This window comes from Janthinobacterium sp. UMAB-60 (genome assembly GCF_900095235.1).
In the GTDB taxonomy this organism is placed as follows: Bacteria; Pseudomonadota; Gammaproteobacteria; order Burkholderiales; family Burkholderiaceae_D; genus Janthinobacterium.
In genome coordinates this window covers 333,449-359,640 of the sequence record NZ_LT607483.1, presented here as the reverse complement: position 1 = coordinate 359,640, position 26,192 = coordinate 333,449, and the positions used below count along the sequence as shown (strand labels likewise).

The following is a 26,192-nucleotide window of genomic DNA, read 5'->3' as shown; positions in this document are numbered from 1 at the left end:
AGAGGCTGAGCCAGAATTATTTCAAGGCTCGCAGGTCAAATCCAGAAGACCCTCTTTGAAAGCCTGGCCATGAGCACCTCCACCAGCCCCCTTGCCAACCCTCTTGTCGCGTCGGCCCTGATCCGTATCTTCGACCATTTCAGCGATGCGCAGCAGGCCCGCAGCGCCCTGCTCGACGACGGGTTCCCCGCGCACGCCGTGCAGCTCGACACGGTCGACGACGAAGCCGTGCCCGTACAGGGCAAGGCGGCGTGGCGCGGCATGTTCCGCCTCGTCGTCGCCATCGGCAATGCACAGGAACGGGAGCGGGCGCACGCCATCGTCCAGGCCTGCAACGGCTGCGATATCGAACAGCGCACAGCCAGCCATGTGGCAAGCCGGCATGTGGGGACACAAGCGCTGGCGGGCTGACACCCTCCCCCGCGCGGCGAAATTATGGCAAGATCAAGCTTCCTTCATTCCACAGTGGAACTTGCCATGATTTATGAAATTGCCCACATCCAGATCAAATCGGCCACGCATGACGCCTTCGAAGCGGCCGTAGCGAAAGCCGTGCCCCTGTTCCAGCGCGCGCGCGGCTGCGAATCGATGCGCCTGGAGCGCTCGATCGAAAACGGCGATGCCTACCGCCTGGTGGTCGGCTGGAGCACCCTGGAAGACCACACCGTGCATTTCCGCGGCAGCGAGGACTTCCAGGCATGGCGTGGCCTGGTCGGTGAATTCTTTGCCGCCCCGCCCCAGGTCGAGCACATGAACACGGTGCTGACGGGGTTTTAAGTCGGGGTTTTACACAGCACACCGTCTGCCCGCCGAGCTTGTCGGCGAACTTGTCCGCGAACTTGTCCGATTACGCGCGGCCTTGCCGCGCTAATCAGACCTACGCCACGACTAGACGCCTGGGCGCAGCTTAGACGGCAGGATGATGGAAGACCTGCCGCAAATACGCGAGGAAGGTTTCATCCTTGCACAGGGTTTTACCCGGCGAATCCGACAATTTCGCCACCGACTGGCCATTGCAGCGCACCAGTTTCATGACGATGTTGAGCGGCGTCAAACCCACGTCGTTGGTGAGATTGGTGCCGATGCCAAAGCCCGTCATGATGCGGTCGGCAAAGTGCTGGTACAGGGCGAACGCCTTGTCCAGGTCCAGGCCGTCGGAAAACACGAGGCGCTTGGTATTGGCGTCGATGCGCAGGGCCGCGTAATGGGCCAGCGCCTTCTCTCCCCATTCGACGGGGTCGCCCGAATCGTGGCGCAAGCCGTCGAACAGCTTGGCGAAATACAGGTCGAAGTCGGCGAGGAAGGCGTCCATGCCGACCACGTCCGTCAAGGCGATGCCCAGGTCGCCACGGTATTCCTGCACCCAGTCTTCCAGGGCCGCCTTTTGAAAGTCGCGCAGGCGCACGCCGAACGACTGGAACGACTGCATGTATTCATGCGCCATGGTGCCGATCGGCACGATACCGAGCTTTTTCGCCAGGTAGACATTCGACGTGCCCTTGAAATATTCGGGTACGTCATGCGCCAGCCGCTGCACCACTTCGTCGTGCCAGGCGCCGGAAAAGCGCCGGCGCACGCCGAAGTCGGAAAATTCAAACGGGTGTTTACGCCGCGGCAGCTTGCCGAATTCCTTGACGGCCGCCACTTTCAAGCCCAGGCGGTGGCGCCCTTCACGCATGGCCGCATCGAGGTCGAAGCGGCGGAAATACAGTTCGTTGATGATGTACAACACGAAAATCTCGAAACCCATCACGTGCACCTGCGGCCCGGCCGCATGCACGAGCAAGGTATCGCCATCGGTGCTGACGTCGATGAACTTGCGCTGGAAGCGGAACACCGTCAAAAAGTCGACGAAATCGCTCTTCATGAAGCGCAGCGTGCGCAAATAGGCCAGTTCGTCGTCGGCAAACGACATCGAGCACAGGTGGTCGAGCTGTTCTTCCAGCTCGACCTTCAGTTCGGCCAGGGGAAAGGCGGTGGCGTTGCGACAGACAAATTCGTATTCGGTATGGGTATTCGGATGACCATGCAGCAAGGCTTGCCACATTGTAAATTTATACAGATCGGTTTCCAGCAAACTGCGCACTATCGGGGTCATGTGTGTTTTCTCCAACTTCCTGAAGCCAGAATAGTACGCCACCGCAAGCATTTCAGCAGGCCACGCTCAACAATGGCTCAGGCCAGCGCATTGGCCAGCAATTCGGGCAAGACGTCGGCGGACGTGGCCAGCCGCGCGCCGCGCTCGTGCATGGCGGCCAGGAAGTCGCGCTGCTGCCTCTCAAAATCCGTGACGGGGCTCATGCAGTCGGTCAGCAGCACCAGGCGCGACAGGGCCGGCTTGCCGTGCTGGGCTTGCAGATAGTCGGCGATATGTTCGGTGCTGGCTTTCACGCAGTGGCTGCCCGCCTCGCCCGTGACATAAATCTGCTGCGCCGGCAGCAGGGTATCGAGGAAAGCGCGGTTCAGCTGGGTGGCCGCATCCTGCGCATCGGGCACTTCGGCCATGACGGCCGAGTAATGCTCGGTCCACGGATTCGAACCCTTGCTCAGCTTGGCCACCACTTGCAAGTTAGCCACTTCCCAGGCGTTGTAGGCGGCGCGCACGGCCGCGTGGATATTCTGGCCCCAGCTGCCGATTTCGCAGTGCACGGGCCACACCATCAGTTGGTAACGTCCCGCTTGCTGCAAGGCATCGAGGTAGGCCAGCGCGCGCGGCAAGGCGCCGCTGGCGGCGGGCAGGAACAGGCGGTCGCGCACCTGCTGCGCGCTGATCTGCGTAAACGGCGCAACGGGGCCGCCATCGCCCGTGCGCCAGAAGGCGGGATGGGCGATGTCGTAGCGGTGGTGGGCGTCGAGGGTCACGCTGATCTGCGTCAGCCCGCCGCCCCCTTCACGGATCAGCTGCGCCACACGCAGCATGTCGGCGTGGGCGCCGGGCACGGCCAGGGCCGGTGCGGCATCCGGCGGCAGCCAGGTGGCGGGCAAGTCGCAAAAGTCGTTTTGCGGGTCGATGACGAGCAGGTGCAGCTGGCGTTTCATGGCAGTCCTCTGGCGTGACGATATCTTGCATAATACGGGCAACTTCGCTGGCGCGCCTACCTCGCCGGCGCCAGGACTGTGCTCATCCGCAATAACTTGCGCCTGGACAAGCCAGGTCAGGGGTGGAAGACATAGCGGCGCCGGCGCCGCTCGACCAGCTTGACGGCCACCTCGCCCGCTTCCGCCATGGCGTCCGCTTCCGTTGTAAACTGGTGGTCGGCCGACACCCGGTGCTTGCGCAGCAGATTCACCCGGTGCATGGGGTTGGCCGAGGGGGCATAGATGGCGACGTACGCGCCCCATAGTTTGCAGCCCCGCAAGCGCTCTGCCGTGTAATTCACTTCATAAAAATCAACATACTTTATCGGCACGATGTGCGCTCCAAAAATGACATGGCCGGACAGCTTGTCTCTACGGACTGACGCGGTAAAGGGTAAAACCATGCGCTCGCGATTGCTCAGGATACTCAATTCAGCTCTCTTTTTATCACGCGGCACAGGAGAAAAGATGAATGACTACATCATCTGCATGCATGACGACACACAAGCATCTGCTTGCAACGGCCAGGCCGGTGCAGGCACACTTGTCGGGCTATCTACTTGTGCAAGCTGAAAGTATAGACGATGCGAAAAAATTATTGCAGTGCAACCCTGTACTGAACGCGGGTGGCATGCTGGAGTACGCTGTGGTTAGCGCTGGATGAAGTTGTCATGGCGAACCGCTCGCCAGGCTGGCACGGGGCGTGCCGCCGGCAAGCTTATGTCAATCATGGCATATTGGCAACCCCTCTGCAGGCCGGCGTCAGGCCGCCAGGGCTTCGATCGAGGCGCGGCCCTTGGCGATCGCGCTGGCGACGGCATCCTCGCCCATGGCCACGCCTTCGGCTTGCACGAACTCGATGTCGGTGATGCCGATGAAGCCCAGCGCCGTGCGCAGATAGGTGCTCAGGTAGTCATACGCGGCGCCCGGGCCTGCGCTGTAGACGCCGCCGCTGGCCGTGAAAATCACCGCTTTCTTGCCCGTGGCCAGGCCGACCGGGCCCGTCGCCGTGTACTGGAAAGTGCGGCCCGCGCGCGCCACGTGATCGATCCACGCCTTCAGGGTCGACGGCACGGAAAAGTTGTACATGGGCGCGGCCAGCACCAGCACGTCGGCGGCCAGCAATTCATCAACCAGGGTATCGGACAATTGCACGGCCGCCGCCGCCTGCGCGCTGCGCTGCTCCGCTGGCGTGAAGAAGGCGCCCATCGCTTCTTCCGTCAGGTGCGGCACCGGTTGCGCGGCCAGGTCGCGTTCGACCACGCTGGCGCCCTGCGCGGCCAGTTTGGCGACGAATTCGCCCGACAACTGGCGCGACAGGGAACCGCTGTTGCGCACGCTGCTATTGATGTATAAAACCTTGCTCATGAAGTGCTCCTGGGAAAACGGGTGACGGGGAATGGCCGCATCGCAGCCCTTGCACACAGCATAGTTCGGGTCTACCATCGATGAAACCGTATAAATATCAATGGTTAGCATCGAATTTCTAGATAGGGAGTTGTCATGAGAGAACCGGGCCAGCCTTCGCTCGACCAGTTGCGCGTGTTTGTCGCCGTCATCGACGCGGGCGGCTTCGCCCACGCGGCGCGCCAGCTGCACCGCACGCAGTCGGTGATCAGCTACACCATCGCCAACCTGGAAGAACAACTGAATGTGGTGCTGCTCGACCGCGGCAAGCGCAAGCCCACCCTGACTGACGCGGGCAAGGCCCTGCTGGCCGATGCGCGCGCCGTGGCCCTGAAGGTCGATGGCATGCGCGCGCGCGCGAAGGCGCTGGCCGGCGGGCTGGAGGCGGAAGTGTCGGTGGTGGTCGACGTGATGTTTCCCACCTGCGTGCTGGTGCGCATTCTGGAAGCGTTCCAGGCGCAGTTCCCCACCGTCGCCCTGCGCCTGCGCATCGAAGCCATGGGCGCCGTGGCGCAGCTGGTGATGGATGGCAGTTGCCACATCGGCCTCGGTGGCTGGATGACGGCCACGGCCAGCGTCTTCGAGCGCCTGGCCGTCGGTCACGTGCGCCTGATTCCCGTGGCCGCGCCCAGCCACGCGCTGGCGCAGCTGGCAGGGCCGATAGCGTCCAACGTGGCGCGCGAACACGTGCAGCTGGTGCTCAGCGACCGCAGCGACCTGACGCAAGGCCAGGATTTCGGCGTGCTGGGATTGCGCAACTGGCGCCTGGGCGACCTCGGTTCCAAGCACGCGCTGCTGCGCGCGGGCCTGGGCTGGGGCAACATGCCCGAAGCGATGGTGCGCGAAGATGTGACGCAGGGACGGCTGGTGCACCTGCCGCTGGCCGTCGACAAGGGCGAAAATTACCCGATTTACCTGATCCAGCGCGCCGACACGCCGCCCGGCCAGGCGGGCAAGTGGCTGACGGAACGGTTTGCGGAGCAGTTGCCGCTGCTGACGCAGGGCTTCTAGAAAAAGTGAGCCACAGGTATGATTAGCCCCCAACGGCAGACACTGGGGTCAGTCCCTGCGGGATCGCAACCCGTCCCATTGGGACGGGCTGCCCCTGAGGGTCCGACCCCGGCCTTTACTTGGGTCAACTTTCAATTACAAGGATTCACCATGGCCGGCATCGACGACTTCGTCAACAAACAGAAACCAGGCGCGCGCTTCGTCATCACGGCGCAGATGCTGCGCATGACGCCGCAGCAGTTCGACAGCGTGGCGCAGGAATGGATGGAAGACGGCGGCCCCGGCTTCGACGTGGCCGGCATCCCGCACCGGGTGGTCGTCGACGGGCAGTTTTATATAGCCAGGCTCACCGTGACACGCCACGGCGAGCCGGCATAAGGGCTAATGGTCTAATCGACGCCCAGCACGTGCAGGCGGCGCCGCAGGCGCGCCACTTCTTCCGACAGATCGACCACCAGCGCGGCCAGTTCGGCGTTCGCATCGAACACGGATTCGATTTCGTGCAGGCGGCGCGCGCGCACCAGGTCCAGGCTGGTGAAGCGCCAGGCCGTCAGCTGGCCGGGCGGCGGGCCGTCCTGCAGCAGCACGCCCGTCTGCACATGCCGCACCACCCAGTCCGGCTCCACGGCGCAGGCGCGCGCCAGTTCCTCCAGGCTCAGGGCCCGGTCTTCGAGCAGTTCGCCAATTACCTTGTTTGTCATGATTTACCCTCCCAGCTTCTGGCGCGGATTGAAAGCCATCTCGCGCGCCATGGTTGCATACAATTCGCGCGCCTTGTCATCGTTCGCCGGCGGCAGCACCACTTCCAGCAGCAGATACAGGTCGCCCGACTGGGCGGCGGGAATACCGCGCCCCTTCAGGCGCAGCTTGCGCCCCGTCTGCGAATTGGGCGGCACCGTGACGCTCACGGTGCCCGATGGCGTGGGCACGTCGATGTCGCCACCCAGCGCCGCCTCCCATGGCGTGACGGGCACCGTCTCGAACACGTCGCGCCCTTCCACCTTGTAGCGCGCATCGGGCTGGAAGCGGATTTCCAGGTACAAATCGCCGGCGGGCGCGCCGCCGCTGCCGGGATTGCCCTGCCCCTTCATGCGCAGCTGCTGCCCTTCCGTGACGCCTTTCGGTATCGTCACTTCCAGCGTGCGCTCGCGCGTCACCACGTGGCCTTGCGCATCCGCTTCGGGCACGCGCATGACGATGTGGCGCTTGGCGCCGTGGTAGCTGTCGTGCAAATCGATGGTGATGGCGGCGTGGCTGTCTTCGCCCTGCATCTGGAAACTGCCGCCGGCGCGGCGGCGCCCGCCCACGTGGGCAAACAGGTCGGCAAAGAAGTCGCTGTCGTCGGCGCCCGACGATTCGTAGCCCGAACCCCAGTCCGGCGGCGGCCGGAAGGGCTGGCCCTGCGCGCCCTGGTTGCGGCCCAGTTCATCGTAGGCGGCGCGCTTTTCCGCGTCGCCCAGCACGCCGTAGGCCTCATTCAGGGCCTTGGTGCGCTTGTCGGCGTCCGGTTCCTTGCTCACGTCGGGATGGTATTTGCGTACCAGCTTGCGGTACGCCTTCTTGATCTCGGCCTCGGTCGCCGTTTTCTCGACGCCAAGCTCCTTGTAATAGTCCTTGTATTCCACCGCGCTTGCTCCCCATGGTTGAACTGCCTATGGGAAGAGTACACGAATTAGGCGGCAGACAGCGTGTGCACAATACAACGCTGCCCGGCGGCGTATCAGCGCACGCGGCGCAGCGAGGAAATGCGGCGATCGAGGCCACCGTGCAGGCGGCCATAGCTGCCTGGGCCCATCACCACGCAGCGGCCACGGAAGTTGGCATCGACGCAGAATTCCCAGCGTCCGTAATTGACGACGAGCGATTCGGCGCGGTCGTTGAAGCCATAGCGGCTCAAGTCGCGCACTTCGCGGTCCAGGCGCACGGGCCGGCCGCGCATGCCGGCATCGGGGAACAGCAGCACGGCGCCATTCATGTCGGGACGGTGTCCGCCGCCATGGCCGTGCCGGTTCATTTCGCGCACCGAGGAGATGGCGTCGTTCATGCCCGGCATGCTGCTGTAGCGGCCCGGGCGCAGCAGACGGCATTGGCCACGATAGCCCGCGTCCTGGCACACTTCCCACGTGCCCGAGCGCACGATGATGCTCGAGGTCTTGTCATTGAAGCCCAGGCGCGACAGGTCGACCACGTCGGAGCGCACGCTGACGGCGGGCCCGCGGAAGCTGGAATCCTTGAACAGCGTCATTTCGCCGGCGCTGGCGCCGGCATGGGCCAGCAGGGCGGCGGTGCACAGCAGTGCGGTGTTCAGCGGGGACAACATGGCAAACTCCTGATAATTTCATGACATGGCCGACAGTGTAGTGCGGACGGCGGGACGCGACTGTAACAAAGGGCAAGCAAATGTCAGCGCACGCCTGCCCATGTAAAAACCGCCCGGCGGGAAACTCCCGGCAGGCGGCTGCGCGCGACTGGCCCGTGCGGGCACTCGCTCTGTACATCAGCGGTAATAATCGTCCTGCGACGGCTCGCGCTGGTCCGTGAAGTGTTCCTGGCGGCGCGCATCGCGCGGATCGACCTGGCGCACCGACGACACCTGGCCATCGAGGCCGCGTCCCAGGTTTTCAAAACGCCCCTGCCCGAAGATGCGGCAAGTGCCCTGGTAGCGCCAGTTGCTGCACAGCTGCCAGTAGCCGCGGTCGATGTAGATGCCGGTGGCGCGGTCATTGAAGCCGATATCGCTCAAGGCTTCGATATCGCGGTTGATGCGCACGGCGGCGCCGTCGCTGGTGTACATCTCCAGAGTCGAACCACGGCCATAGCCACCATGGCCACGGTCGGGATCGCGCCCCGGGTTGCGGCCTGAATCGCGCCCGGGATCGCGCCCCGGATAGCCGGGGTTGTAGCCGCCGCTGCCGCGCGGCACTTCGCGCACCGAGGAAATAGCATCGTTCATGCCCGGCATCGACGGATATTCACCGCGTTCGAGCACGCGGCAGGTGCCGCGGAAGGCGCCATCGACACACACTTGCCAGGTGCCGGAATGGACGATGATGCTCGATACCTTGTCGTTGAAGCCCTGGTTGACAAGATACTCGGCCGGTTCGCGCAAAGTCAGCGACGGGCCGCGGAAATTGTCGTCCTTGAACAGCGTGATCTCGCCGGCCTGCGCGCCAACATGGATGAAGAGTGAGGCTGCGCATAGCAGGGCGTGGGTAAGCGGGCGGTTCATGGGAAAGTCTCCGTGGATATAGTCGGTATCAATAGTTATCAGTGTAGCGGCCAGACAAAAAAACGGTGTAACAAATATACGGAAAAAAACAATAAATTGTTACCAAAAGAAAGAAAATGCCCCCGTGCAACACCATCCTGCTGCCCGTGGCGCGCGGACAAGTTGGCACATTATCAGTAGAATCGCGTGTTTAGCCACGTTTGCCACCCATGCCACACACGACCTCGTTCACCTTGCCCGCCGTCCGCACCGAAGTGTCTTCATTATGGAAGCTGGCCTGGCCCATCCTGATTGGCCAGCTGGCCACCGTCGGCATGGGCGCGGCCGACGTGGCGATGACGGGGCATACGAATCCCGAGGAACTGGCGGCCGTGTCGCTGGGCGCGGCCATCTGGTCCATCGTGCTGGTCACCGTGAGCGGCATCATGATGGCGATCAATACCCTGGTAGCGCATGAAATCGGCGCCGCGCGCCACGACCAGGTGCCGCACATCGTGCGCCAGTCGCTGTGGAAGGCGCTGCTCGTGGGCCTGGTGGCCTGCCTGCTGACGAACATGGCGGCGCTGGTGTTCGACCACCTGATGCTCGAACCCGCCGTGGCATCCAAGGCCAAGCTGTTCGTGCACATCATCAGCTGCGCGCTGCCGCCGTTCGCCGCCTACCGCGCGCTGTACGGCTACAGCACCAGCATCAACCAGACCAAGCCCGTGATGGTCATCGCGCTGGCCGCGCTGGCGCTGAATATTCTCGTCAACTACCTGCTGATCTACGGCCATTGGGGCATGCCGAAGATGGGCGGCGTGGGCTGCGCCGTGGCCACCACCTGCTGCGTGTGGATGATGCTGCTGGCCATGCTGGCCTGGATCCGGATCGCGCCCGCCTACCATGCCACGTATCCGTTCACGCACTGGGAATGGCCGCAGCCGTCGTCCATCGGCCCCATGCTGCGCCTGGGCCTGCCCATCGGCGTCACCTACTTTGCCGAAGTGAGCGCCTTTGGCGTCATCAGCCTGCTGGTGGCGCGCTTCGGCGTGATCCAGGTGTCGGCGCACCAGATCGCCCTCAATTTTTCGTCCGTCGTCTTCATGGTGCCGCTCACCTTCGGCATCGCGCTGGTGACGCGCGTGGGCCATGCCGTGGGCGAAGCCAATCTGCGCCGCGCCCGTTTCATTTCGTGGGTGGGCGTGGCCATGTCGCTGACGGCGGCCATCGTCTCGGCCACCGTCATCACCGTGTTCCGCCACCAGATCGCGCAAGCCTATACGTCCGATCCGCAGGTGCAGGAACTGTGCGCGCAGCTGCTGCTGTTCGCCGCCCTGTTCCAGCTGTCCGACGCCACGCAGGTGGCCACTTCCTGCGCCATCCGCGGCTACAAGGTGACGCGCCAGCCGATGCTGATCCAGCTGCTGGCCTTCTGGGGCTTCTCGCTGCCGATCGGCTACGTGCTGGGCCTGGCGCCGCAAGGCTTCATCTGGTCGCCGGCCGAGCCGATGGCCGCCGCCGGCTTCTGGATCGGCCTCGTCACGGGACTGACGGTGGCCGCCGTGCTGCTGACCTGGTATCTGAACCGCCTGTCGCTGCAGCGCCTGCGCATGACGTATTGAAACAATGCATTGAACACAGGGCGGCACACAATTTATGCATGCCGCCTTCCCTGCTTCGCCATACAAAGGACCACCAGTCAACTCTTTACGCCAAAGTAAAGAAGGCAATTGCCGGATTATTCCGTGGCTGACCCTATCGCATTAAACGCCGTGCTCTGGTATCGTTTGCCGTCAAGCATCTGCTTGACCATCCTTTTACAATCACCGAGACATCCATGCGTTTTCTTCTTTGTTTTCTGGCCGCGATGGCCAGCGTCCCCGCTTCGGCTGAAAAGCTGACTCTGGAACGCATCCACGCCGATCCGGCGCTGGCCGGCCCCGGCGTGCGCAACCTGAAGGTCTCGCCCGACGGCGAGCGCGTCACGTTCCTGCGCGGCCGCGCCGACAACCAGTTCCAGCTCGACCTGTGGGAATTCAAGCTGAAGGACAAGAGCACGCACCGCCTGGTCGACTCGAAGGCGCTGGTGCCGAATGAAACGATTTCGCCCGAAGAGCAGGCGCGCCGCGAACGCGAGCGCACGGCCAGCCTGAACGGCATTCTCAGCTACAGCTGGTCGCCCGATGGCAAGCAGCTGCTGGTGCCGCTGGCCGGCAATCTGTACCTGGTCGACGCGGCCCACCCGGACAAGGCGCGCCTGGTCGCCAAGGGCAATGTGCTGGACCCGAAAATTTCGCCGAAAGGCCGCTACGTCTCGTTCGTGCGCGATCAAAACATTTATGTGATCGACCTCAGGACGGACAAGGAACGCCAGCTGACCACCGACGGCAAGGGCACGATCCACAATGGCGAAGCCGAATTCGTGGCGCAGGAAGAAATGGGCCAGCGCACCGGCTACTACTGGGCGCCCGACGATTCCGCCATCGCCTATAAACGCTATGACGAAGCGCCCGTGCCCGTCGTGCGCCGCTTCGAAATCTTCGCCGACCGCACCGACGTCGTCGAGCAGCGCTACCCTGCCGCGGGCGATCCGAACGTGCTGGTGCAACTGCTGATCGTCTCGCCGGAAACGGGCGCGCAGCGCCAGGTGGACCTGGGCACGAACCCGGACATCTACCTGGTGCGCGCCGACTGGAGTGCGGACAGCAAGTCGCTCGTCTACCAGCGCCAGTCGCGCGACCAGAAAACGCTGGACCTGGTCGCCGTCGATGCCGCCACTTTGGCGCAGCGCACCCTGCTGACGGAAACGTCGACAACCTGGGTCAGTATCCATGACGACCTGCGCTTCCTGGCCAACGGCACCTTCCTGTGGTCGTCCGAGCGCACGGGCCGCAATCATCTGTACCTGTACGACATGGGCGGCAAGCTGCTGCACCCCGTCACTTCCGGCGAGTGGGGCATCGACAGCGTGCTGGCCGTGAACCAGAAGGCGGGTAAAGTGTTCGTGTCGTCGAACCGCGACGCCGTGATCGACAAGCAGACCTACGTCCTGGCCCTCGATGGCAGCACGGCCGACAAGCCGCAGCGCGTGACGAAAGCGGACGGCTGGCACGACACGACGTTCTCGCGCAATGGCGAAGTCTTCGTCGACACGTATTCCGACCCGGCCACGCCGCCGCAAGTGAGCATCCACCGTCCGGACGGCGCCATGGTGGGCTGGCTGGAAGAAAACGCGCTCAACGCCAGCCATCCGTATTTCAAGTACAAGGCCGATCACCTGCCGACGCAGTACGGCACCCTGAAAGCCAACGATGGCCAGACCTTGCACTACTCGCTGGTGAAACCGTCGAACTTCGATGCCAGCAAACGCTATCCCGTCTACCTGTCGACGTATGGCGGCCCGCACTCGCAGCACGTGGCTCGCCGCTGGGGCAACAACTTCGACCAGTACATGGCGCAGCAGGGTTTTGTCGTCTTCCGCCTCGATAACCGGGGTTCGTCGCGTCGCGAGCGCGCCTTCACGGACGCCATCTATCACAAGCTGGGCGAAGCCGAAGTGGCGGATCAACTGGTGGGCATAGCCTGGCTGGGCAAGCAAAGCTTCGTCGATGCGAAACGCATCGGCGTGTTCGGCTGGAGCTACGGCGGTTTCATGACCCTGCGTTTGCTGTCGGCAGCATCCGACAAGATCGCCATGGGCGTGTCGGTGGCGCCCGTCACCGACTGGTCGCTGTATGACACCCACTACACGGAACAATTCCTCGGCATGCCGAAGGAAAACGTGGACGGCTACAAGGCCAGCACCGTGTTCGCCCATCTGGACGGCTTGAAGTCGCCGCTGCTGCTGGTGCACGGCATGGCCGACGACAACGTCTTGTTCAGCAACAGCACGCGACTGATCGACGCGCTGGTGAACCGTGGCGTGCAGTTCGACCTGATGACGTATCCGGGCGCCAAGCACGGCATCTCGTCGCGCGCGGGCCAGCGCCACGTGTACAGGAAAATCGAGATGTTCTTCAAGCAGAACCTGATGCAGCCAGCACAGTAAGCTTGCGCTGCATCCAATAAAAAACCGCCGCCTGTCTTGCGACAGGCAGCGGTTTTTTTACATTACTGCAGCAAGAATTACGGCTTGCGGGTGATGGTCTCTACTGCATCCTTGACGTCGCCAACCTTCTTCTGCACTTTGCCTTCAACCTGATTTGCCAGGCCCTTGGCTTGCTGTTCTTCGTTGCCGACGACTTTGCCAGCGGCTTCCTGAATTTTACCGCCGACTTCCTTCAGTTTACCTTCGACTTGATCTTTGTTCATGATAAATCCTCACTGTAGTTGGTACATCTGTTATCCAGCCCGCAAGGGCCGGTACTGCGGCTCACACGCTGCTTGTTGCGTGTCGATGTGTCCATAATACGCAGTGGGGATCAAAGGCTCTGTACGGTTCCTAACACAGTGCCAGCATCGTCAATCAGGCCGTCAAATCCTTGCGCCAGACGGTGGCCAGCCACGGCTGCTGGTCGCGCGGCAAGCCGGGCGGACGGTAGTACTGCTCGATCAAGGTAAAACCGGCGGCCTGCACGTACGCGGCCCACGTCGCTTCGTCGTGATAGCTGCCGTAGCGCGCGCCATTCCAGCCTTCCTGGTTCTGCCCGCGCGGATTCGAGCTGAACAGCACGCCGCCAGGCTTCAAGCAGGCATACAGGGCGCGCAGCACGCCGGGCAAGGCGGCGCTGGGCACGTGGAACAACACGGCATTGGCGAATACGCCGTCGAAGTGCGCGGCGGGTAAATCGAGGTCGACGAAATCCTGCTGCCACACGGTGCAGCCGCTGTAGGCGCGCGCCATCTCGACGAAGCGGGGGCAGCCATCGACGCCCGTGGCATGGTGGCCCAGGGCCGTGAACGCCTTCAGGTCGCGGCCGGGGCCGCAACCGAGGTCGAGAATCTCCAGCGGTGCCGGCTTGCCGATGGCGCTCAGCAGCGCGGCGATGTTCTGGCTGACGTCGTGGTCGCGCGTGCCTTCAAAAAACTGCTCGGCGCTGGCGTCGTAATGGGCCAGGGTGCGCCCGGTGATGGCGTGGATGGGGTCTTGCGGTGGGGTCGGCTTCATGGCGCTCCTGTCATCGATGCGCGCATTTTACGCTGCCGGCGCGCTGAGCGTCCGGCACCGCTTATGACTACCAGACGCGCACGCGCTGCTCCGGCGCCAGGTATAGCTGCTGCCCCGGCTGGACGTCGAAGGCCGGATACCAGGCGTCGAGGTTGCGCACGGTGGCGGCGCGGTATGGCGCCGGCGCATGGCCATCCGTGAGGATTTGCTGGCGCGCCGCCGCTTCGCGCGCCTTGCTGCGCCAGCTGACGCCGTAACCGATGAAGAACTCGCGGTCCGCGTCCGCCTGCGCCGGCTTGCCCTGTTGCGACAGGGTGAACGCATCATGCGCGGCCGCCACGCCGGCCAGGTCGGCCAGGTTTTCGCTCAGGGTCAGCTGGCCATTCACGGCCAGGTCGGGAAACGGTTTGTAGGCCGCGAACTGCGCCACCAGTTGCTGGGATGCCGACTGGAAATGCGCCAGGTCGGCCGGCGTCCACCAGTCGCGCAGCTTGCCCTGGGCGTCGAATTGCGCGCCCTGGTCGTCGAAGCTGTGGCTGATCTCGTGGCCGATGGTGGCGCCGATGCCGCCATAGTTGGCCGCATCGGATGCCTGCGGGTCGAAGAATGGCGGCTGCAGGATGGCGGCGGGAAAATTGAGCGCATTTTGCAGCGGCAGGTTGACGGCGTTGACCAGCTGCGCCGGCATGGCCCAGGCCTTGCGGTCCGGCGACTGGCCCAGCTTGGCCAGTTCCTGGCGATAATGAAACTGCTCGGCCCGCTGCACATTGCCCAGCGCGTCGCCGCGTACCACGCGCAAGCCCGCATAGCTGTCCCAGCGCTCGGGGTAACCCACGCCCACATACAGGGTCTTGAGTTTTTCCTGCGCCTGCGCCTTGGTGGCGGGCGCCATCCAGTCCAGCTTGTCGATACGGCGCGAGAAGGCGGCGACGATATTCGTCACCATATCCTGCACGCGGGCTTTCGATTCCGGCGGGAAAAAGCGTTCCACGTACAGCTTGCCGACGGCGTCGCTCAGGGCCGCATTCGTCGCGGCCAGCGCCCGCTTGCTGCGCAGCGACTGCTGCGGCGTGCCGCTCAGGGTGCTGCCGTAGAAGGCGAAGCGCTGCTCGGCGGCCGCCTTCGGCAGAATCGTGCTGAAATGGTTGATGGCGTGGAAGGCCAGGAAATCCTTCCACGTGGCCAGCGGCACGCTCGCCACCAGCGCGGCGCTGCCCGTCATGGCCGACGGATGCCAGACGATGAAATCCGTCTGCTGGCCCAGCCCGGCCGCCTGGAAGAAGGCTTGCCAGTCCAGGCCCGGCGCCTTGCTGGCGAAGTCGGCGGCGCGCCACGCATTATTGCCCTTGGCAACATCGGCCGAATCTTCGCGGCTGGCGTGACTGGCGGCAATTTGCTGTTCCAGCGCAAACACGCGCGCGGCGCGGCCCGCCGTATCGCTGTAGCCGGCCTGCTTGAGCATGGCGGCGATATGCGCCTGGTAGCCCGCGCGCAAGCCCTGCATGCGGGCGCTGTCGCCCTGGTAAAAGGCGCGGTCGGGCAAGCCCAGCCCGCCCTGCAGCAGGTAGGCCACATTGCGCGTGGTGTCGTTCAAGTCTTGCGCCACCCACAGGCCGAACAGGTTTTCCGTATAAAAATTGGTGGCGTTGAGCGGGTCGACATCGGCGCGCAGGCTCTCGCCCAACGCGCGGGCCAGGCCTGCCTGGTCGCGTATGCCATTGATCTTTGTCAACAAGGGCTTGATCGGCGCCCAGCCTTTCGCTTCGATAGCCGCTTCATCCATCCAGGAACGGTAAAAATCGCTGACCTGACGCGCGGAGGCATCCGCCTGTGGCACCGCCGCCAGGCCTTCGACGAGGCCGATGATGCGCACGTTGGTGGCGTTGGCGAGCATGGCGAACGAGCCCCAGCTGCTGCGGTCGGCGGGAATCTCCGTGCTGCGCAGCCAGTCGCCATTCACGTAGTCATAGAAATCGTCACCAGGCAAGACTTTGACGGGGACAACGGCAGTGGCACCGGTGGCCTGGCCGTGCGCCCGGGCCGGCAAACCGGCCAGCGAGGCGCCGGCCAGGGCGAGGACGATGGCAGCCTGGACTGGCGTCCGGGACCAGGAAAAACGCAAACCGTGCATGGCGATCCTTTCGATGAAAACAAGAAAATCATAGCCTGAAATCATACCTTTTTTTGGCCAAAAAACCGTCCCCAAACTTTTTTGCATGCGGACAATAAATCGGCCTATAGTTTCACGACCCCGTGCCGCGTGTACGCCAAGGAGATTGCCATGCAACTGGAAGCGCTGTTCCAGCAACCCCACGCCCTGCCTGCCGCCCCGAAGATCGTCAATGAGCTGGTGCGCAGTTTCGATAACCCCGCCATTGCCACCGAGGACATCGCACGCCAGCTGGAAGCGGACCCGGTGCTGAGCGCCAAGCTGCTGCGGCTGGCCAACTCGGCCTATTACCACGTTTCACGCAGCGTCGGCACGGTCGAAGACGCCGTGCTGATGCTCGGTTTTGTTACCGTGCGCACCCTCGTCATCAGCTCGGGCCTGGTCAGCGGATACAAGGCCGTACCCGGCCTGAATCTGCCGCAGTTCTGGCGCTACAGCCTGCACAGCGCCGTGTCTGCCCGCTGGATCGCCAGGCAGACGGGCGACAACCAGGACCTGGCGTTCACCATCGGCATGATGCATGCGATCGGCCAACTGGTGATCCATGCCGCCATGCCCGAGCAAGCCATGCAGCTCGACAAGATCGCGCCGCCGCTCGATGCGCGCCGGCTCGATGCGGAACGGGTGTCGCTGGGCTACGATTATGCGCAGGTGGGCGCCGAACTGGCGCGCCGCTGGAAGTTTCCGCCCGCCTTTGCCGAGGCCATCGCCGCCTTTCCCGATCCGCTGGCCAAGGCGCCGTTGAACCGCCTGGCCGCCATCGTGCACCTGGCTTCCTGGCGCGCGCGCATCGAGGAAAATGCGTTGAGCAATGAAGAAATCATCGCCTGCTACCCCAATGAAGTGGCTGAAGCGCTCGGTTTACCGCCGTCCGTGCTGGTGGACAGGATGCCGCCGCCTGCCGAACTGAGCGCGGGGCTGGAAGAACTCGTCAAATAAACCGATCGCGGCCGGAATCGTCATCCCAGCATCCATGCGGGTTTGGCGGGCGATTCCGGCGGCCAGACCAAACCATGCACATTATTTTCACTTTTTTTTCAAAAACACCCTCAAGTTCCCGCTGAACCTGCCGCTAATCTGGACAAGCGGTAATCCATTCACTAGTTACGGGTGTGCTCATGACCTCCAACGACGTTCTCTCGATGTATGAAAATATTGCAGGAATGACCAACAAAATGGTCGTGGCCGCACGTTCGAGCGACTGGGATGGCTTGAATACCCTGGAAAACCAGTGCGCCAGCGCCGCCAGCGCGACCATGACGGGCAGCATGCCTGCCCAGGCTGGCGCCTCGCGCCTGCGCAAGATCGACTTGCTCAAGCAAATCCTGGCCAATGACCGCGAAATCCGCGCCATCACGGAACCGTGGATGACGCAGCTGTCGAACATCATGCCGGGATCGCGCGCCCGCATGTAAATAAGCAAGCTTGCCATGCCAGAAACGATAAAAGCACCCGAGGGTGCTTTTTTTACGTCTGCCGCCGTGCCAGGGAGCGCGCCATCTGCGGCACTCAAAAAGCAAGGAGGGGAAATTTGGAAGGCGAACCCCAGGTATCTCCTGGCGTCGCCTCGCTGCCGGTTGCATCCGGCGTTCGCGAGCACATCGTCGGCATCGCAAACCGCTTCCAGACCCAGGCGTTTATGCAACGCTACACCTGTTTTGCCGCGCCACACTATCGTTGGTGACTGCGACAGGCTGGGGCTGTTTTGTCGTAGAGCAAGTCCACTGAGTTAATCATATCACCATCTTTGAAAAACAGGCAACGCGATACACATGCATTTTCATGTATTTTTTAAATATCTTTTTTCATATCAAATCTGGGCGCGGCCTGACAACATCATTAACGCGAGAACGGCTCCGCTTCCGGCTCGGCGTCCGGCCCCTCCTCCACCGCCTCCGTCAGCACCGGCACCTCTTTCTTGCGGCCGAACGGCTTGCGCAGCAGGACCCAGTATTTCGACGGCCCGCCCGGCCCCGTCGCTTGCCTGCGCTTGCGCACGACATACACGATGAGCGCCGTCAACAGCAGGAAGGCGATGGTGCCAAACCCCAGCCACAGCAAGCCATTGCCGCCCGCTTTCTTTTCCTTGTCGCCCGCCGCCGGCGTCAGGGGCTTGGGCCTGGCATGCGGCGCTTCCGCCACGGCTGGCGCTGCGGCAGGTGGCACGGCCGCGGCGGCAGGCAGCGCCAGCGCCTTTTGCAGGGCGCCGATCTTGCCTTCCAATTCACCGAGCTTTTCATTCAGGGCCGCGTTTTTCTCATCCAGCGCCGCGCACGCTTGCGCCTGCCCAGCATCCGCCTGGGGCGCGCAGGCGGCCACGGGTGCCGTGGCGCGGCGCGGCGGGCGCAACGCGGCGGTGGCCGGCTTCGGCGCGGCGGGCGGCGGCACGAACACGCGCGCCGGACGCACCAAACCCTCGGCGCGCGCGCGGGCCGCCAGCACGGCGGCATCGGGCGGCGGCGCGCCGGGCGCAGCGCGCGGCAGCGGCACGGGCACGGGCACGGGCGCCGGAATGACGGGCCGGACCGGCACACTGGCAGCGGCGGCGGTAGCAACAGCGGCGGGCGGTGCCGGCGTCAGCCACAAGGTAGCGAGGCGCACGACGGCGCCGCTACCATTGCCTAATAACAAATACAAATGTACATGACCCGCCTGGATCGCTTGCCGCGTGGCCACGCGCACATAGTGGCGCCCACCGCGCTCAAACGGGCTGATCGTCAAGGTTTGCAAGGCCGGGTCCATGCCGATGCCGCCGCCCCGGTACACATCGGGCGAGGCCAGGCGCACGCTTACGCCGCTGACATCTTCGGGCGCCAGCGCCGTCAATTCAATCTCGGCCAGCAAGGGCTGCCCCACATGCGATAGCACCGCCGTCTCGCCCAGTTCGGCCGCCATCACGGGCGGCAAGGCCAGGCTGGCGGCGGCGCACGCGATCAGGGACCAACGGGTAACAATGCTGCTTTGCATGGACTGATCGCTTTGATAACAAGATAAATAAGGGGAACTCGTCTGTCTTTAACGGCAGGAAATCGCAAAAATATAGATGGGCCAAGGTAAAAATGATGCAATACAGCATCATCCTGTGTCTTTTTGACGTCTGGAGTACACTCGATCCACCTCCATCGATGAAAGGGATGCCATGAGTAGCAGAATCGAACGCGACAGTTTCGGCCCGATCGACGTACCCGCCGACCGGCTTTGGGGAGCGCAAACGCAGCGCTCGCTTGAGCACTTCCATATCTCCACGGAAAAGATGCCGCCTGAACTGATCGCAGCCTTGGCCACAGTCAAGCGCGCGGCCGCCCACGTCAATCTGGACCTGGGCCTATTGGATGGCAAGAAAGCCATCGCCATCACGCAGGCGGCCGACGAAGTGCTGGCCGGCAAGCATGACGCAGAATTCCCGCTGGCCGTCTGGCAGACGGGCTCTGGCACGCAAAGCAATATGAACATGAATGAAGTGCTGGCCAACCGCGGTTCCGAGCTGATCGGCGGCTTGCGGGGAGAAGAGCGCCTGCTGCACCCGAACGACGACGTCAACCTGGGCCAGTCCTCGAACGACATCTTCCCCACCGCCATCCATGTGGCGGCCGCCCTGGGCGTCGCCAACACGGTCTTGCCGCCGCTGCGCCAGCTGCGCGCCACGCTCGACGCGAAAGCCACGGAGTTTGCCGACATCGTCAAGATCGGTCGCACGCATTTGCAGGATGCCACGCCCTTGACCCTGGGCCAGGAATTTTCCGGCTATGTGGCGCAGCTGGACTTTGCCGAGCACATCATCACTGCAGCGTTGCCGCCGCTGCTGCAACTGGCCGCCGGCGGCACGGCCGTCGGCACGGGCTTGAATGCCCACGTGGAATTTGCCGGCCGCATCGCGCTAGAACTGGCACGCCTGACGGGCCAGCCGTTCGAGACGGCCAGCAACAAGTTTGCCGCCCTGGCCGCCCACGATGCGCTGGTCGCCGCCCATGGCGCTTTGAAAACCCTGGCCACGGCGCTGATGAAAATCGCCAACGACGTGCGCTGGATGGCGTCCGGTCCCCGTTCCGGCCTCGGTGAAATCACCATCCCTGAAAACGAGCCGGGCAGTTCCATCATGCCGGGCAAGGTCAATCCCACCCAGTGCGAAGCACTGACCATGCTGTGCTGCCAGGTGTTCGGCAACGACGTCGCCATCACGGTGGGCGGCGCCTCGGGCAATTTCGAGCTGAACGTCTTCAAGCCCTTGATTGCGCACAACTTCCTGCAAAGCGCGCGCCTGCTGGGCGACGGCATGCGCAGCTTCGACGCGCATTGCGCGCACGGTATCGCGCCGAACCGTGGTCGCATCGCCGAACTGATGGAGCGCTCCTTGATGCTGGTCACGGCGCTGGCGCCCCACATCGGCTACGACAAGGCGGCGCAAATCGCCAAGCAGGCCCAGCATGAAGGCACGACCCTGAAGCAAGCGGCACTGGCCCTGGGCTATGTGACGGAAGAGCAATTCGGTGCGTGGATCGTGCCGCTGGAGATGACGCGGCCCAACAAAAGCTGACTTACACCCTGCATTGCTGGCGGCTTCAGGTAAACTATGGATTAGTTGAGGTCGTCATCAAGTGTTGAAAACACATCGTTGCAATAAGGGATACAATGCAAAAAGTAAGCTTTGATTTAACATCCGAGTTCGTCGAGCTGAACCAGCTATTGAAGCTGGTCGGCTTGTGCGACAGCGGTGGCGCAGGCAAGGTCATGGTCGATAGCGGCGTGGTGAAGGTCGATGGCAAGAAGGAATTGCGCAAGACCGCCAAGATCCGCGCCGGCCAGGTCGTCAGCGTGGGCGATATCCGTATCACGGTCGTCGCTCCCGCCTGATCCCGGCATGGGGCGCGAAAGCAGCCCCATGCTTCCAGCCAGCACCGCTGCCAGCCCGGCTGCCCTAGTCAAGCTGCAACACGTCGTTATTGTCAGATAAATATCGATTGCGGAAGGGAAGCGCCATGGACCAGCCCGAACAAGGTACGCGCAGCCAGGAGCGCCTGATCGGCGACTTGCGCCAGGTAATAGAAAACGCGGAAGAATTACTGCGTAACACAGACAAATACACCAGCAGCCTGTACCAGAGCGCGCGCGCCAGGCTGGAACTGGCCCTCGTCGCGGCCACGGCCGAACTGGCCCGCTTTGAAGAGGAGCAAGTGACGCGCATGATGGACGCCACCCTGGCGGCGAACGCCCTGTACCGCGATCAGACGGGCGAAGCGCGCTTGCTGCGGGCCTTTGAATAAAAAAACCGTCACGCCGTCAACACCGCATGCGCCAGCCACTGACGCAAGTGTGCCGCCAGGTCGAATGCAGGGTCCCGCTCGAACGCCGCATCGAGCGCGGCGCCAAACGTTTGTCCTTGCTGCAAGGCCAGCAAGGCCGCGTGCGCGGCCGCATCCAGTACCAGCACCTGCGCCTTCCAGCGCGCCCGGCAGACCAGCGCGCAGCTGGCCAATTGCATCTCTTGCGGAAACCTTCTCTCCCCATCACCATCCTGATGCGCCTGCCACAAGGCCGCCACTTGCCAGTCGGATGCCAGCAAGGCGCAAGCGGGATGCAGGATAAAACGCCGCGCTTCGAGTTGATCGGGAGGCAGGGCGGCCAGCGCCTCGGGCGCCAGGCCCTGCGCATCGGCCGCGTAATGGGCCAGGTGCACGGCCCATTCCAGACGCGCCATGTGCGGCAGATACGGCAACTCGGCCGCAGGCGGAAAACTGCTCATAAAATCCGCGAAACGGGCGCCAAACTGGTTCAGATCGGCGCTATCTGACGGATAGTGGCGGCCGTACGCGCGCGCCAGGCCGCCAAAGAAATCCGCGCCCACCAGCGCCAGCACGACGGGATAGGCTTGCGCCAAGCTGCGGCGCCAGGTGGCACTCAGATTGCCGCGGTACAAAGAGAAACGCTGCGGCACCGCCTCTCCCGCGAACGATGGCAACGTTGCCGCAGTATCGAGCAAGGCCGTGGCAAATGTTTGCTGGCCAGCCGCCAGCGCGTCAAGCGACGCGGGCGGTGGCGGTGGCGGCACCGGCACAGCTCGCCACGGCGAATGTTGCTCGTGTTGCGCCAGCATGGCTTGTGCCTTGTCCGCTTCGCCCAGCAGGATAGCGAGCGGCGGCAAATCCGTGTCCCATTCGACCAGGGTGGGCACGGCACCAAAGCGCAGCAAGGCGGCCGCATACAAGTCCCAGACGGGCTCGGCCACGGCGGCGCCATGGTGGTCGATCACGGCGTGCGGCGTCAGCAGATGGCCGCCCAGGTGCAGCTCACCCACGCTGCCCGGCGCGATGGCCTGCATGGCCGTCAAGGCATCTTCGCCGTGGTTGCACTGGTTCACATACAAGTTGTTGATATCGAGCAGCAGCCCGCAGCCGCTGCGGCGCGCCAGTTCCGCCAGGAATTGCGCCTCGCTCATGGCATCGTCGGCAAAACGCAGGTAAGTGGAGACATTCTCCAGCAAGATCGGCCTTTTCAGCACCTCCTGCACCCTCCCCACTCTTGCGCATAACAAGTCGAGAGCCGCGCCATTCAAGGCCAGCGGCAACAGATCATTGAGTTGCTGCTGCGCCACGGCACCCCAGCACAGGTGCTCCGACACGAGGGCCGGCTCGATGCGCTCAACCACGGCGCGCACGCGCTGCAAATGGGTCTCGGAAAAGCCGCGCGCGGAACCCAGGCCCAGGCCCACGCCATGCAGGCTGAGCGGGTAATCCTGGCGCAGGGCGTACAACACATGACTATCCCAGCCCGAAGGCTGCAGATAATTTTCAGTGTGCACTTCCAGCCAGCCGACCTTGGGCCGGCGCGCCAGGAAGTCGCGGTAGTGCGCGGCGCGCAAGCCGACGCCGGCAAGCGCTCGAAGTGGCTGCGGCATGGGCAAGCGGCGACAGCTTACGGCTGCGTGGCTGGCGTGGCTGGCTTGCCGGCCTTGATGGGCTTGACGGAGCCGCCTGCCTGTTCGCACGTGCCCTTGGCAACATAGGTCCATTCCGCGGGCAAGTTGTCCGCCTCCGCCTGGCCCGCGCAGGAATGCGCGCCGTCGGACGAGGCGCAATCGTTCTGCCCCGCCTTGGCGACGCCGTAGCATTTTTCCTTGTCGCCTGGGGCGGGACCATCGTGGGCGGCCGCGTTGACGGCGGTACCGGCACAGAGGCCCGCGAGGGCAGCGGCGATGAGAGCTTGACGTTTGTTCATGGGGATTCCTCTTGCATGAGTCAATGTAATCGATAAGTGGGCACGCCCCGGGCTGCGCCATGCGCAACACGAAGTGATGGACGTCATTCTACTGAATCGGCCGAGTCATGGCGAACGGAGACGGAGGGAAGGCGAAAAGGAAGACGAAACGGCAGACAAAAACGCCCACTCGCCACCGTCGATGACGCGGTGGTGTGGGCGTAAGTAGTGCGAGCGCCAGACGGGCGCTACAGATCTGCGCTCAGGCTGTCGTGTTGATGCGGTTACCGAGGTGAGCCGGCAGGCTTGGCGCCGACTGTACCGGTGGTAACGCTTCCAGCAAGGCCGTGGCGGTCGAACTTTGAATATCCTGAGCTTTTTTCAGGACAGTCAAACCGACGGCTTGCCGCGTGCCTGTCTCCGCCATCGTGGTTGACAGTTGAGCAATGCTTGCGACGTCCATACGTTTCTCCAATGAGGTTCTACCAGTATTAACGGATGGCCGCGGCAAACCTTTAGCTTATTTTTCCAGCTTATTTTCCAACTGCAGCAGCAACCAGGCCAGCACGTGCTCGCGCGCATTCAAGTCCAGCCATTGCACGCCCTCGCGCAGGTCGGCCGGTGCCGGGCTGTCGGAGGCAACGGCGATCACATGCGGGTCATGCGGATACAGGGGCGCCTGCCCCACTTCCGGGCGAAATACTTCCAGCTTGGGAATGGGGTCCGTCTTGAAACCTTCGACCAGAGTCAGGTCTGCCGGCCCCATGCGGGACAATTGCTGCGCCAGGCTCGGTTCCGGCGCGCCGCGCAGTTCATGCACGATGGCAAAGCGATACGGCGACGCCACCAGCACTTCCGCCGCTCCTGCCAGGCGCAACCGGGCGCTGTCTTTTTGCGGCGGTTCCAGCGCCAGGTCATGGTGGCTGTGCTTGACCAGGTTGACGCGCAAGCCCCGCGCCGCCAGTTCCTTCACCACAAATTCCAGCAGGGTCGTCTTGCCGCTACCGGAACGGCCGATCACACCCAGTACCGGGTGGGCGGGCATCGCATCGTGCATGATCACTCCTTGATTGAGAAGCAGTGATTATACGCAGCCCTACCGGCGCCAGTGCCTGACATTGCCCAGCTCGTCACACAGGTCAAGCGTTGCCGGATTTCCCGCCATTCCTGGCGTCGGACGGCACCGGCTTGCCGCCCTGTCGCGCGCGCCGGCCCGCCGACTTCGGCGCCGTCTTGCCCGCTGGTTTGCCCGCTTTTTTATCATTCACCGCCTGCGCATTCCTGGCCATGCGCGCCAATTGCCGGTGGGCGGCGATCGCGCCCGCCTCGGCATCGGATTGCACGGGCACGGCGGCAACGGCAGCCATCTCGCCGGCTGGCTCCAGCGGGGCGAAGTCGTGCGCCCGCACATCCGCTTCCCAAGCGGCCCGCTGCGCCAGCACAGCCAAGGGCACGACGGGTGCCGCGCGCGGCTGCGCCAGGGTCAGCGCCGCGCCCAGGCCGCTGGCGGCCGCCACGCGCGCGCCCATCTGGGGCAAGCCGCCATCGGCGGCGCGGCAAAAGCGCTGCAGGATGGTTTTGATGATCGACGTGTGATCGACCACCTGATGGCTGACGCTGCCCGGCGCGATCAGCGGCGACACCAGCAGCATGGGCACGCGCACGCCGTACTGGCGAAACGCGGGGTCGTCGTCGGCGGCGGCGGGCGGCGGCACATGGTCGAAAAAGCCGCCGTGTTCGTCATAGCTGAGGATCAGCAAGGTGCGCGCCCAGGCGGGACCGCGCGACAGGGCCTGGTAGACCTGCGCCACCAGCGCCTGGCCGGCGCGGATATCGGCCGGAGGGTGGTCGTCATTGTCGAAGAAATGCGGATCGATCCAACTGACCGGGGGCAAGGTGCCCGCCAGCGCATCGCCGATGAAGCCATAGCGGCGACCGCTGGAGCCGAAGGGCTCATACCACTCGGACGAGCGGTAATGGTCGTCGCTGAAGGCCAAACTCCAGGGTTTCCAGGCGGAATAGAATTTCCAGCCGACCTGGGCCCGGTCCAGGTGGCGCACGAAGGACTTGTTCGCATACAGGGGCACGCGCTTGCTGTCGCAGCTGCCGGCCGCCTTGCCGCTGATGGCATACAGGCGGTTGGGCCAGGTGGCGCCCGGCACGGAACTGTAGCAGCGGTCGCAGACGCAGAACTGCTGCGCCAGGAAATCATACATGGGCAAGTCGGCCGCATTGTAGTAACCCATCACCAGGTCGATGTCGGGGTCGCCCGGATGCGTTTGCGCATAGTCGTCGACGAAGCCGCCGTTATTGTTTTGCAATTGCTGCGCCACCGACAGGCCCGTATGCGACGGGTCTTGTTGCGGGCCGAAGGCCGTGCGCCGCAAATGGTGCACGGGATACGTCACGCCCGCATGCACATTGGCATGGCTGGCCTGCAAGCCGTCGATGTCGGTGCGCCCTCCTTCCAGGCTCAGGTAGCCCAGCATGTGGTCGAACGAGCGGTTTTCCATCATCAGCACGACGATATGCTCGATGCGCGCCAGGTTTTCCGGCACATCCGCATCAAGCACGCCTTCACTGGCGGCAGCAATCATGGGAACTCCCCGGCCGCGCACACGGGCGCAGCGACCCTGGTTCGACCAGGCCAGGTCAGTATGGTTCAGCTATGGCGGCCCGGCCTTGATGCGCAACAAGTCAATACGGCACGCGGTAGCGGTAACCCTTGAAACTGAAGATGGCCGCCTTCGGCTGCAACTTTTCCAGCACCAGACCCGGTGCCAGCTCTTCGCCCTCGTGGCGCAGCACCTTGTCGATCAGCAACAGACGGTCGGCCGGATTCTTCGAATAGATATAGCCGCCGATGGCAATGGCGGGAATTTGCCGCTGTATCGGCTCGGGCAGGTCGCGCATGCCGGGTACGGTTTCCTCGGCGGCGGGCGTGGGCGGCACTGCAGGCGCCGGGGCCGCAACGGGCGGCGACACGGCCTGACCGGGCGTCTCCTGCTTCGGCTCCG

Annotated in this window: 30 protein-coding genes; 12 read left to right on the top strand and 18 right to left on the bottom strand. The window is 63.7% G+C overall.

Going from position 1 to position 26,192, the window contains the following annotated elements:
- Positions 1–69: 69 nt before the first annotated feature.
- Positions 70–411, top strand: a complete 342-nt coding sequence (locus K0F86_RS04920) for a hypothetical protein (protein WP_219133237.1) — start codon at positions 70–72, stop codon at positions 409–411.
- 66 nt (positions 412–477) lie between these two features.
- Positions 478–777, top strand: a complete 300-nt coding sequence (locus K0F86_RS04915; protein WP_219133236.1) for an antibiotic biosynthesis monooxygenase — start codon at positions 478–480, stop codon at positions 775–777.
- Positions 778–907: 130 nt separating this feature from the next.
- Here the strand turns inward: K0F86_RS04915 and pncB are convergent, their stop codons facing one another.
- The 4 genes from pncB to K0F86_RS04895 form a co-directional block, all read right to left on the bottom strand.
- Entirely contained in the window at positions 908–2,098 is a 1,191-nt protein-coding gene (pncB, locus tag K0F86_RS04910; RefSeq protein ID WP_219133235.1) for a nicotinate phosphoribosyltransferase, read from the bottom strand.
- Between the two features lie 77 nt (positions 2,099–2,175).
- Complete coding sequence (locus tag K0F86_RS04905; RefSeq protein WP_219133234.1) at positions 2,176–3,039, bottom strand: cysteine hydrolase; 864 nt, start codon at positions 3,037–3,039, stop codon at positions 2,176–2,178.
- A 116-nt stretch (positions 3,040–3,155) separates the two neighbouring features.
- On the bottom strand, positions 3,156–3,410 hold the full coding sequence (locus tag K0F86_RS04900; RefSeq protein ID WP_219133233.1) for a hypothetical protein: 255 nt from the start codon (positions 3,408–3,410) through the stop codon (positions 3,156–3,158).
- A 430-nt stretch (positions 3,411–3,840) separates the two neighbouring features.
- The gene (locus tag K0F86_RS04895; protein WP_219133232.1) at positions 3,841–4,446 is read right to left on the bottom strand and encodes an FMN-dependent NADH-azoreductase; all 606 of its coding nucleotides are present in this window, start codon (positions 4,444–4,446) and stop codon (positions 3,841–3,843) included.
- A 135-nt stretch (positions 4,447–4,581) separates the two neighbouring features.
- Between K0F86_RS04895 and K0F86_RS04890 the strand changes: the two genes are divergently transcribed.
- A complete protein-coding gene (locus K0F86_RS04890; RefSeq protein ID WP_219133231.1) occupies positions 4,582–5,496 on the top strand; it encodes a LysR family transcriptional regulator in 915 nt (304 codons plus the stop codon).
- Positions 5,497–5,646: 150 nt separating this feature from the next.
- On the top strand, positions 5,647–5,874 hold the full coding sequence (locus K0F86_RS04885) for a hypothetical protein (protein WP_070345622.1): 228 nt from the start codon (positions 5,647–5,649) through the stop codon (positions 5,872–5,874).
- A gap of 11 nt (positions 5,875–5,885) precedes the next feature.
- Here the strand turns inward: K0F86_RS04885 and K0F86_RS04880 are convergent, their stop codons facing one another.
- The 4 genes from K0F86_RS04880 to K0F86_RS04865 form a co-directional block, all read right to left on the bottom strand.
- Positions 5,886–6,197 carry a chaperone modulator CbpM gene (locus K0F86_RS04880; protein ID WP_219133230.1) on the bottom strand — a complete coding sequence of 104 codons (312 nt, stop codon included), beginning with the start codon at positions 6,195–6,197 and terminating at the stop codon, positions 5,886–5,888.
- A gap of 3 nt (positions 6,198–6,200) precedes the next feature.
- The gene (locus tag K0F86_RS04875) at positions 6,201–7,121 is read right to left on the bottom strand and encodes a DnaJ C-terminal domain-containing protein (RefSeq protein ID WP_219133229.1); all 921 of its coding nucleotides are present in this window, start codon (positions 7,119–7,121) and stop codon (positions 6,201–6,203) included.
- 95 nt (positions 7,122–7,216) lie between these two features.
- Positions 7,217–7,816: a beta/gamma crystallin family protein gene (locus tag K0F86_RS04870; protein WP_257571988.1), complete on the bottom strand. Its 600-nt coding sequence runs from the start codon at positions 7,814–7,816 to the stop codon at positions 7,217–7,219.
- 177 nt (positions 7,817–7,993) lie between these two features.
- Complete coding sequence (locus K0F86_RS04865) at positions 7,994–8,725, bottom strand: beta/gamma crystallin-related protein (RefSeq protein ID WP_219133228.1); 732 nt, start codon at positions 8,723–8,725, stop codon at positions 7,994–7,996.
- Positions 8,726–8,934: 209 nt separating this feature from the next.
- Here K0F86_RS04865 and K0F86_RS04860 point away from each other — a divergent pair, with 209 nt between their 5' ends.
- Both K0F86_RS04860 and K0F86_RS04855 read left to right on the top strand, forming a co-directional pair.
- A complete protein-coding gene (locus tag K0F86_RS04860) occupies positions 8,935–10,329 on the top strand; it encodes an MATE family efflux transporter (RefSeq protein WP_219133227.1) in 1,395 nt (464 codons plus the stop codon).
- A gap of 215 nt (positions 10,330–10,544) precedes the next feature.
- Positions 10,545–12,755, top strand: a complete 2,211-nt coding sequence (locus K0F86_RS04855) for a S9 family peptidase (RefSeq protein ID WP_219133226.1) — start codon at positions 10,545–10,547, stop codon at positions 12,753–12,755.
- Between the two features lie 77 nt (positions 12,756–12,832).
- Here K0F86_RS04855 and K0F86_RS04850 read toward each other — a convergent pair whose 3' ends face one another.
- The 3 genes from K0F86_RS04850 to K0F86_RS04840 all read right to left on the bottom strand — a co-directional run bounded on the left by K0F86_RS04850 (position 12,833) and on the right by K0F86_RS04840 (position 15,945).
- The gene (locus tag K0F86_RS04850; protein ID WP_071079044.1) at positions 12,833–13,018 is read right to left on the bottom strand and encodes a CsbD family protein; all 186 of its coding nucleotides are present in this window, start codon (positions 13,016–13,018) and stop codon (positions 12,833–12,835) included.
- Positions 13,019–13,172: 154 nt separating this feature from the next.
- Positions 13,173–13,814: a bifunctional 2-polyprenyl-6-hydroxyphenol methylase/3-demethylubiquinol 3-O-methyltransferase UbiG gene (locus tag K0F86_RS04845; protein WP_219133225.1), complete on the bottom strand. Its 642-nt coding sequence runs from the start codon at positions 13,812–13,814 to the stop codon at positions 13,173–13,175.
- A gap of 67 nt (positions 13,815–13,881) precedes the next feature.
- Positions 13,882–15,945 (bottom strand): M13 family metallopeptidase, encoded by a 2,064-nt coding sequence (locus K0F86_RS04840; protein ID WP_219133224.1) that lies wholly within the window; start codon positions 15,943–15,945, stop codon positions 13,882–13,884.
- 150 nt (positions 15,946–16,095) lie between these two features.
- Between K0F86_RS04840 and K0F86_RS04835 the strand changes: the two genes are divergently transcribed.
- The 3 genes from K0F86_RS04835 to K0F86_RS04825 all read left to right on the top strand — a co-directional run bounded on the left by K0F86_RS04835 (position 16,096) and on the right by K0F86_RS04825 (position 17,668).
- Complete coding sequence (locus tag K0F86_RS04835) at positions 16,096–16,923, top strand: HDOD domain-containing protein (RefSeq protein WP_219133223.1); 828 nt, start codon at positions 16,096–16,098, stop codon at positions 16,921–16,923.
- A gap of 224 nt (positions 16,924–17,147) precedes the next feature.
- A complete protein-coding gene (locus K0F86_RS04830; RefSeq protein ID WP_306823178.1) occupies positions 17,148–17,399 on the top strand; it encodes a flagellar protein FliT in 252 nt (83 codons plus the stop codon).
- Between the two features lie 116 nt (positions 17,400–17,515).
- Positions 17,516–17,668: a hypothetical protein gene (locus K0F86_RS04825; protein ID WP_157750943.1), complete on the top strand. Its 153-nt coding sequence runs from the start codon at positions 17,516–17,518 to the stop codon at positions 17,666–17,668.
- Positions 17,669–17,823: 155 nt separating this feature from the next.
- Here the strand turns inward: K0F86_RS04825 and K0F86_RS04820 are convergent, their stop codons facing one another.
- Positions 17,824–18,951: a FimV family protein gene (locus K0F86_RS04820; protein WP_219133221.1), complete on the bottom strand. Its 1,128-nt coding sequence runs from the start codon at positions 18,949–18,951 to the stop codon at positions 17,824–17,826.
- A 172-nt stretch (positions 18,952–19,123) separates the two neighbouring features.
- On the opposite strand from K0F86_RS04820, the gene fumC reads away from it, so the two are divergent.
- The 3 genes from fumC (at position 19,124) to K0F86_RS04805 (ending at position 21,245) form a co-directional block, all read left to right on the top strand.
- Positions 19,124–20,518 carry a class II fumarate hydratase gene (gene fumC, locus K0F86_RS04815; protein ID WP_219133220.1) on the top strand — a complete coding sequence of 465 codons (1,395 nt, stop codon included), beginning with the start codon at positions 19,124–19,126 and terminating at the stop codon, positions 20,516–20,518.
- Positions 20,519–20,613: 95 nt separating this feature from the next.
- Positions 20,614–20,835 (top strand): RNA-binding S4 domain-containing protein, encoded by a 222-nt coding sequence (locus tag K0F86_RS04810; RefSeq protein ID WP_071079051.1) that lies wholly within the window; start codon positions 20,614–20,616, stop codon positions 20,833–20,835.
- 125 nt (positions 20,836–20,960) lie between these two features.
- Positions 20,961–21,245 carry a hypothetical protein gene (locus K0F86_RS04805; RefSeq protein WP_035825472.1) on the top strand — a complete coding sequence of 95 codons (285 nt, stop codon included), beginning with the start codon at positions 20,961–20,963 and terminating at the stop codon, positions 21,243–21,245.
- A gap of 8 nt (positions 21,246–21,253) precedes the next feature.
- Here K0F86_RS04805 and K0F86_RS04800 read toward each other — a convergent pair whose 3' ends face one another.
- The 6 genes from K0F86_RS04800 to K0F86_RS27355 form a co-directional block, all read right to left on the bottom strand.
- Positions 21,254–22,876, bottom strand: a complete 1,623-nt coding sequence (locus K0F86_RS04800; RefSeq protein WP_219133219.1) for a DUF692 family multinuclear iron-containing protein — start codon at positions 22,874–22,876, stop codon at positions 21,254–21,256.
- A gap of 17 nt (positions 22,877–22,893) precedes the next feature.
- Positions 22,894–23,196: a DUF2282 domain-containing protein gene (locus tag K0F86_RS04795; protein WP_219133218.1), complete on the bottom strand. Its 303-nt coding sequence runs from the start codon at positions 23,194–23,196 to the stop codon at positions 22,894–22,896.
- Between the two features lie 241 nt (positions 23,197–23,437).
- Positions 23,438–23,638: a YjfB family protein gene (locus K0F86_RS04790; RefSeq protein WP_219133217.1), complete on the bottom strand. Its 201-nt coding sequence runs from the start codon at positions 23,636–23,638 to the stop codon at positions 23,438–23,440.
- A gap of 57 nt (positions 23,639–23,695) precedes the next feature.
- Entirely contained in the window at positions 23,696–24,232 is a 537-nt protein-coding gene (gene mobB / locus K0F86_RS04785; protein ID WP_219133216.1) for a molybdopterin-guanine dinucleotide biosynthesis protein B, read from the bottom strand.
- Between the two features lie 82 nt (positions 24,233–24,314).
- Positions 24,315–25,772 (bottom strand): alkaline phosphatase family protein, encoded by a 1,458-nt coding sequence (locus K0F86_RS04780; protein ID WP_219133215.1) that lies wholly within the window; start codon positions 25,770–25,772, stop codon positions 24,315–24,317.
- Positions 25,773–25,872: 100 nt separating this feature from the next.
- On the bottom strand, positions 25,873–26,192 hold a 320-nt coding region (locus tag K0F86_RS27355), incomplete at its 5' end, for a general secretion pathway protein GspB (protein ID WP_257571987.1).

Excerpts from the sequence above, each read along its gene's own strand:
- K0F86_RS04920 (WP_219133237.1), top strand. The coding sequence starts at position 70 with ATGAGCACCTCCACCAGCCCCCTTGCCAACCCTCTTGTCGCGTCGGCC.
- K0F86_RS04915 (WP_219133236.1), top strand. The coding sequence starts at position 478 with ATGATTTATGAAATTGCCCACATCCAGATCAAATCGGCCACGCATGAC.
- pncB (WP_219133235.1), bottom strand. The coding sequence starts at position 2,098 with ATGACCCCGATAGTGCGCAGTTTGCTGGAAACCGATCTGTATAAATTT.
- K0F86_RS04905 (WP_219133234.1), bottom strand. The coding sequence starts at position 3,039 with ATGAAACGCCAGCTGCACCTGCTCGTCATCGACCCGCAAAACGACTTT.
- K0F86_RS04895 (WP_219133232.1), bottom strand. The coding sequence starts at position 4,446 with ATGAGCAAGGTTTTATACATCAATAGCAGCGTGCGCAACAGCGGTTCC.
- K0F86_RS04890 (WP_219133231.1), top strand. The coding sequence starts at position 4,582 with ATGAGAGAACCGGGCCAGCCTTCGCTCGACCAGTTGCGCGTGTTTGTC.
- K0F86_RS04885 (WP_070345622.1), top strand. The coding sequence starts at position 5,647 with ATGGCCGGCATCGACGACTTCGTCAACAAACAGAAACCAGGCGCGCGC.
- K0F86_RS04880 (WP_219133230.1), bottom strand. The coding sequence starts at position 6,197 with ATGACAAACAAGGTAATTGGCGAACTGCTCGAAGACCGGGCCCTGAGC.
- K0F86_RS04870 (WP_257571988.1), bottom strand. The coding sequence starts at position 7,816 with ATGTTGTCCCCGCTGAACACCGCACTGCTGTGCACCGCCGCCCTGCTG.
- K0F86_RS04865 (WP_219133228.1), bottom strand. The coding sequence starts at position 8,725 with ATGAACCGCCCGCTTACCCACGCCCTGCTATGCGCAGCCTCACTCTTC.
- K0F86_RS04860 (WP_219133227.1), top strand. The coding sequence starts at position 8,935 with ATGCCACACACGACCTCGTTCACCTTGCCCGCCGTCCGCACCGAAGTG.
- K0F86_RS04855 (WP_219133226.1), top strand. The coding sequence starts at position 10,545 with ATGCGTTTTCTTCTTTGTTTTCTGGCCGCGATGGCCAGCGTCCCCGCT.
- K0F86_RS04850 (WP_071079044.1), bottom strand. The coding sequence starts at position 13,018 with ATGAACAAAGATCAAGTCGAAGGTAAACTGAAGGAAGTCGGCGGTAAA.
- K0F86_RS04845 (WP_219133225.1), bottom strand. The coding sequence starts at position 13,814 with ATGAAGCCGACCCCACCGCAAGACCCCATCCACGCCATCACCGGGCGC.
- K0F86_RS04840 (WP_219133224.1), bottom strand. The coding sequence starts at position 15,945 with ATGCACGGTTTGCGTTTTTCCTGGTCCCGGACGCCAGTCCAGGCTGCC.
- K0F86_RS04835 (WP_219133223.1), top strand. The coding sequence starts at position 16,096 with ATGCAACTGGAAGCGCTGTTCCAGCAACCCCACGCCCTGCCTGCCGCC.
- K0F86_RS04830 (WP_306823178.1), top strand. The coding sequence starts at position 17,148 with ATGACCAACAAAATGGTCGTGGCCGCACGTTCGAGCGACTGGGATGGC.
- K0F86_RS04820 (WP_219133221.1), bottom strand. The coding sequence starts at position 18,951 with ATGCAAAGCAGCATTGTTACCCGTTGGTCCCTGATCGCGTGCGCCGCC.
- fumC (WP_219133220.1), top strand. The coding sequence starts at position 19,124 with ATGAGTAGCAGAATCGAACGCGACAGTTTCGGCCCGATCGACGTACCC.
- K0F86_RS04810 (WP_071079051.1), top strand. The coding sequence starts at position 20,614 with ATGCAAAAAGTAAGCTTTGATTTAACATCCGAGTTCGTCGAGCTGAAC.
- K0F86_RS04805 (WP_035825472.1), top strand. The coding sequence starts at position 20,961 with ATGGACCAGCCCGAACAAGGTACGCGCAGCCAGGAGCGCCTGATCGGC.
- K0F86_RS04800 (WP_219133219.1), bottom strand. The coding sequence starts at position 22,876 with ATGCCGCAGCCACTTCGAGCGCTTGCCGGCGTCGGCTTGCGCGCCGCG.
- K0F86_RS04795 (WP_219133218.1), bottom strand. The coding sequence starts at position 23,196 with ATGAACAAACGTCAAGCTCTCATCGCCGCTGCCCTCGCGGGCCTCTGT.
- K0F86_RS04790 (WP_219133217.1), bottom strand. The coding sequence starts at position 23,638 with ATGGACGTCGCAAGCATTGCTCAACTGTCAACCACGATGGCGGAGACA.
- mobB (WP_219133216.1), bottom strand. The coding sequence starts at position 24,232 with ATGCACGATGCGATGCCCGCCCACCCGGTACTGGGTGTGATCGGCCGT.
- K0F86_RS04780 (WP_219133215.1), bottom strand. The coding sequence starts at position 25,772 with ATGATTGCTGCCGCCAGTGAAGGCGTGCTTGATGCGGATGTGCCGGAA.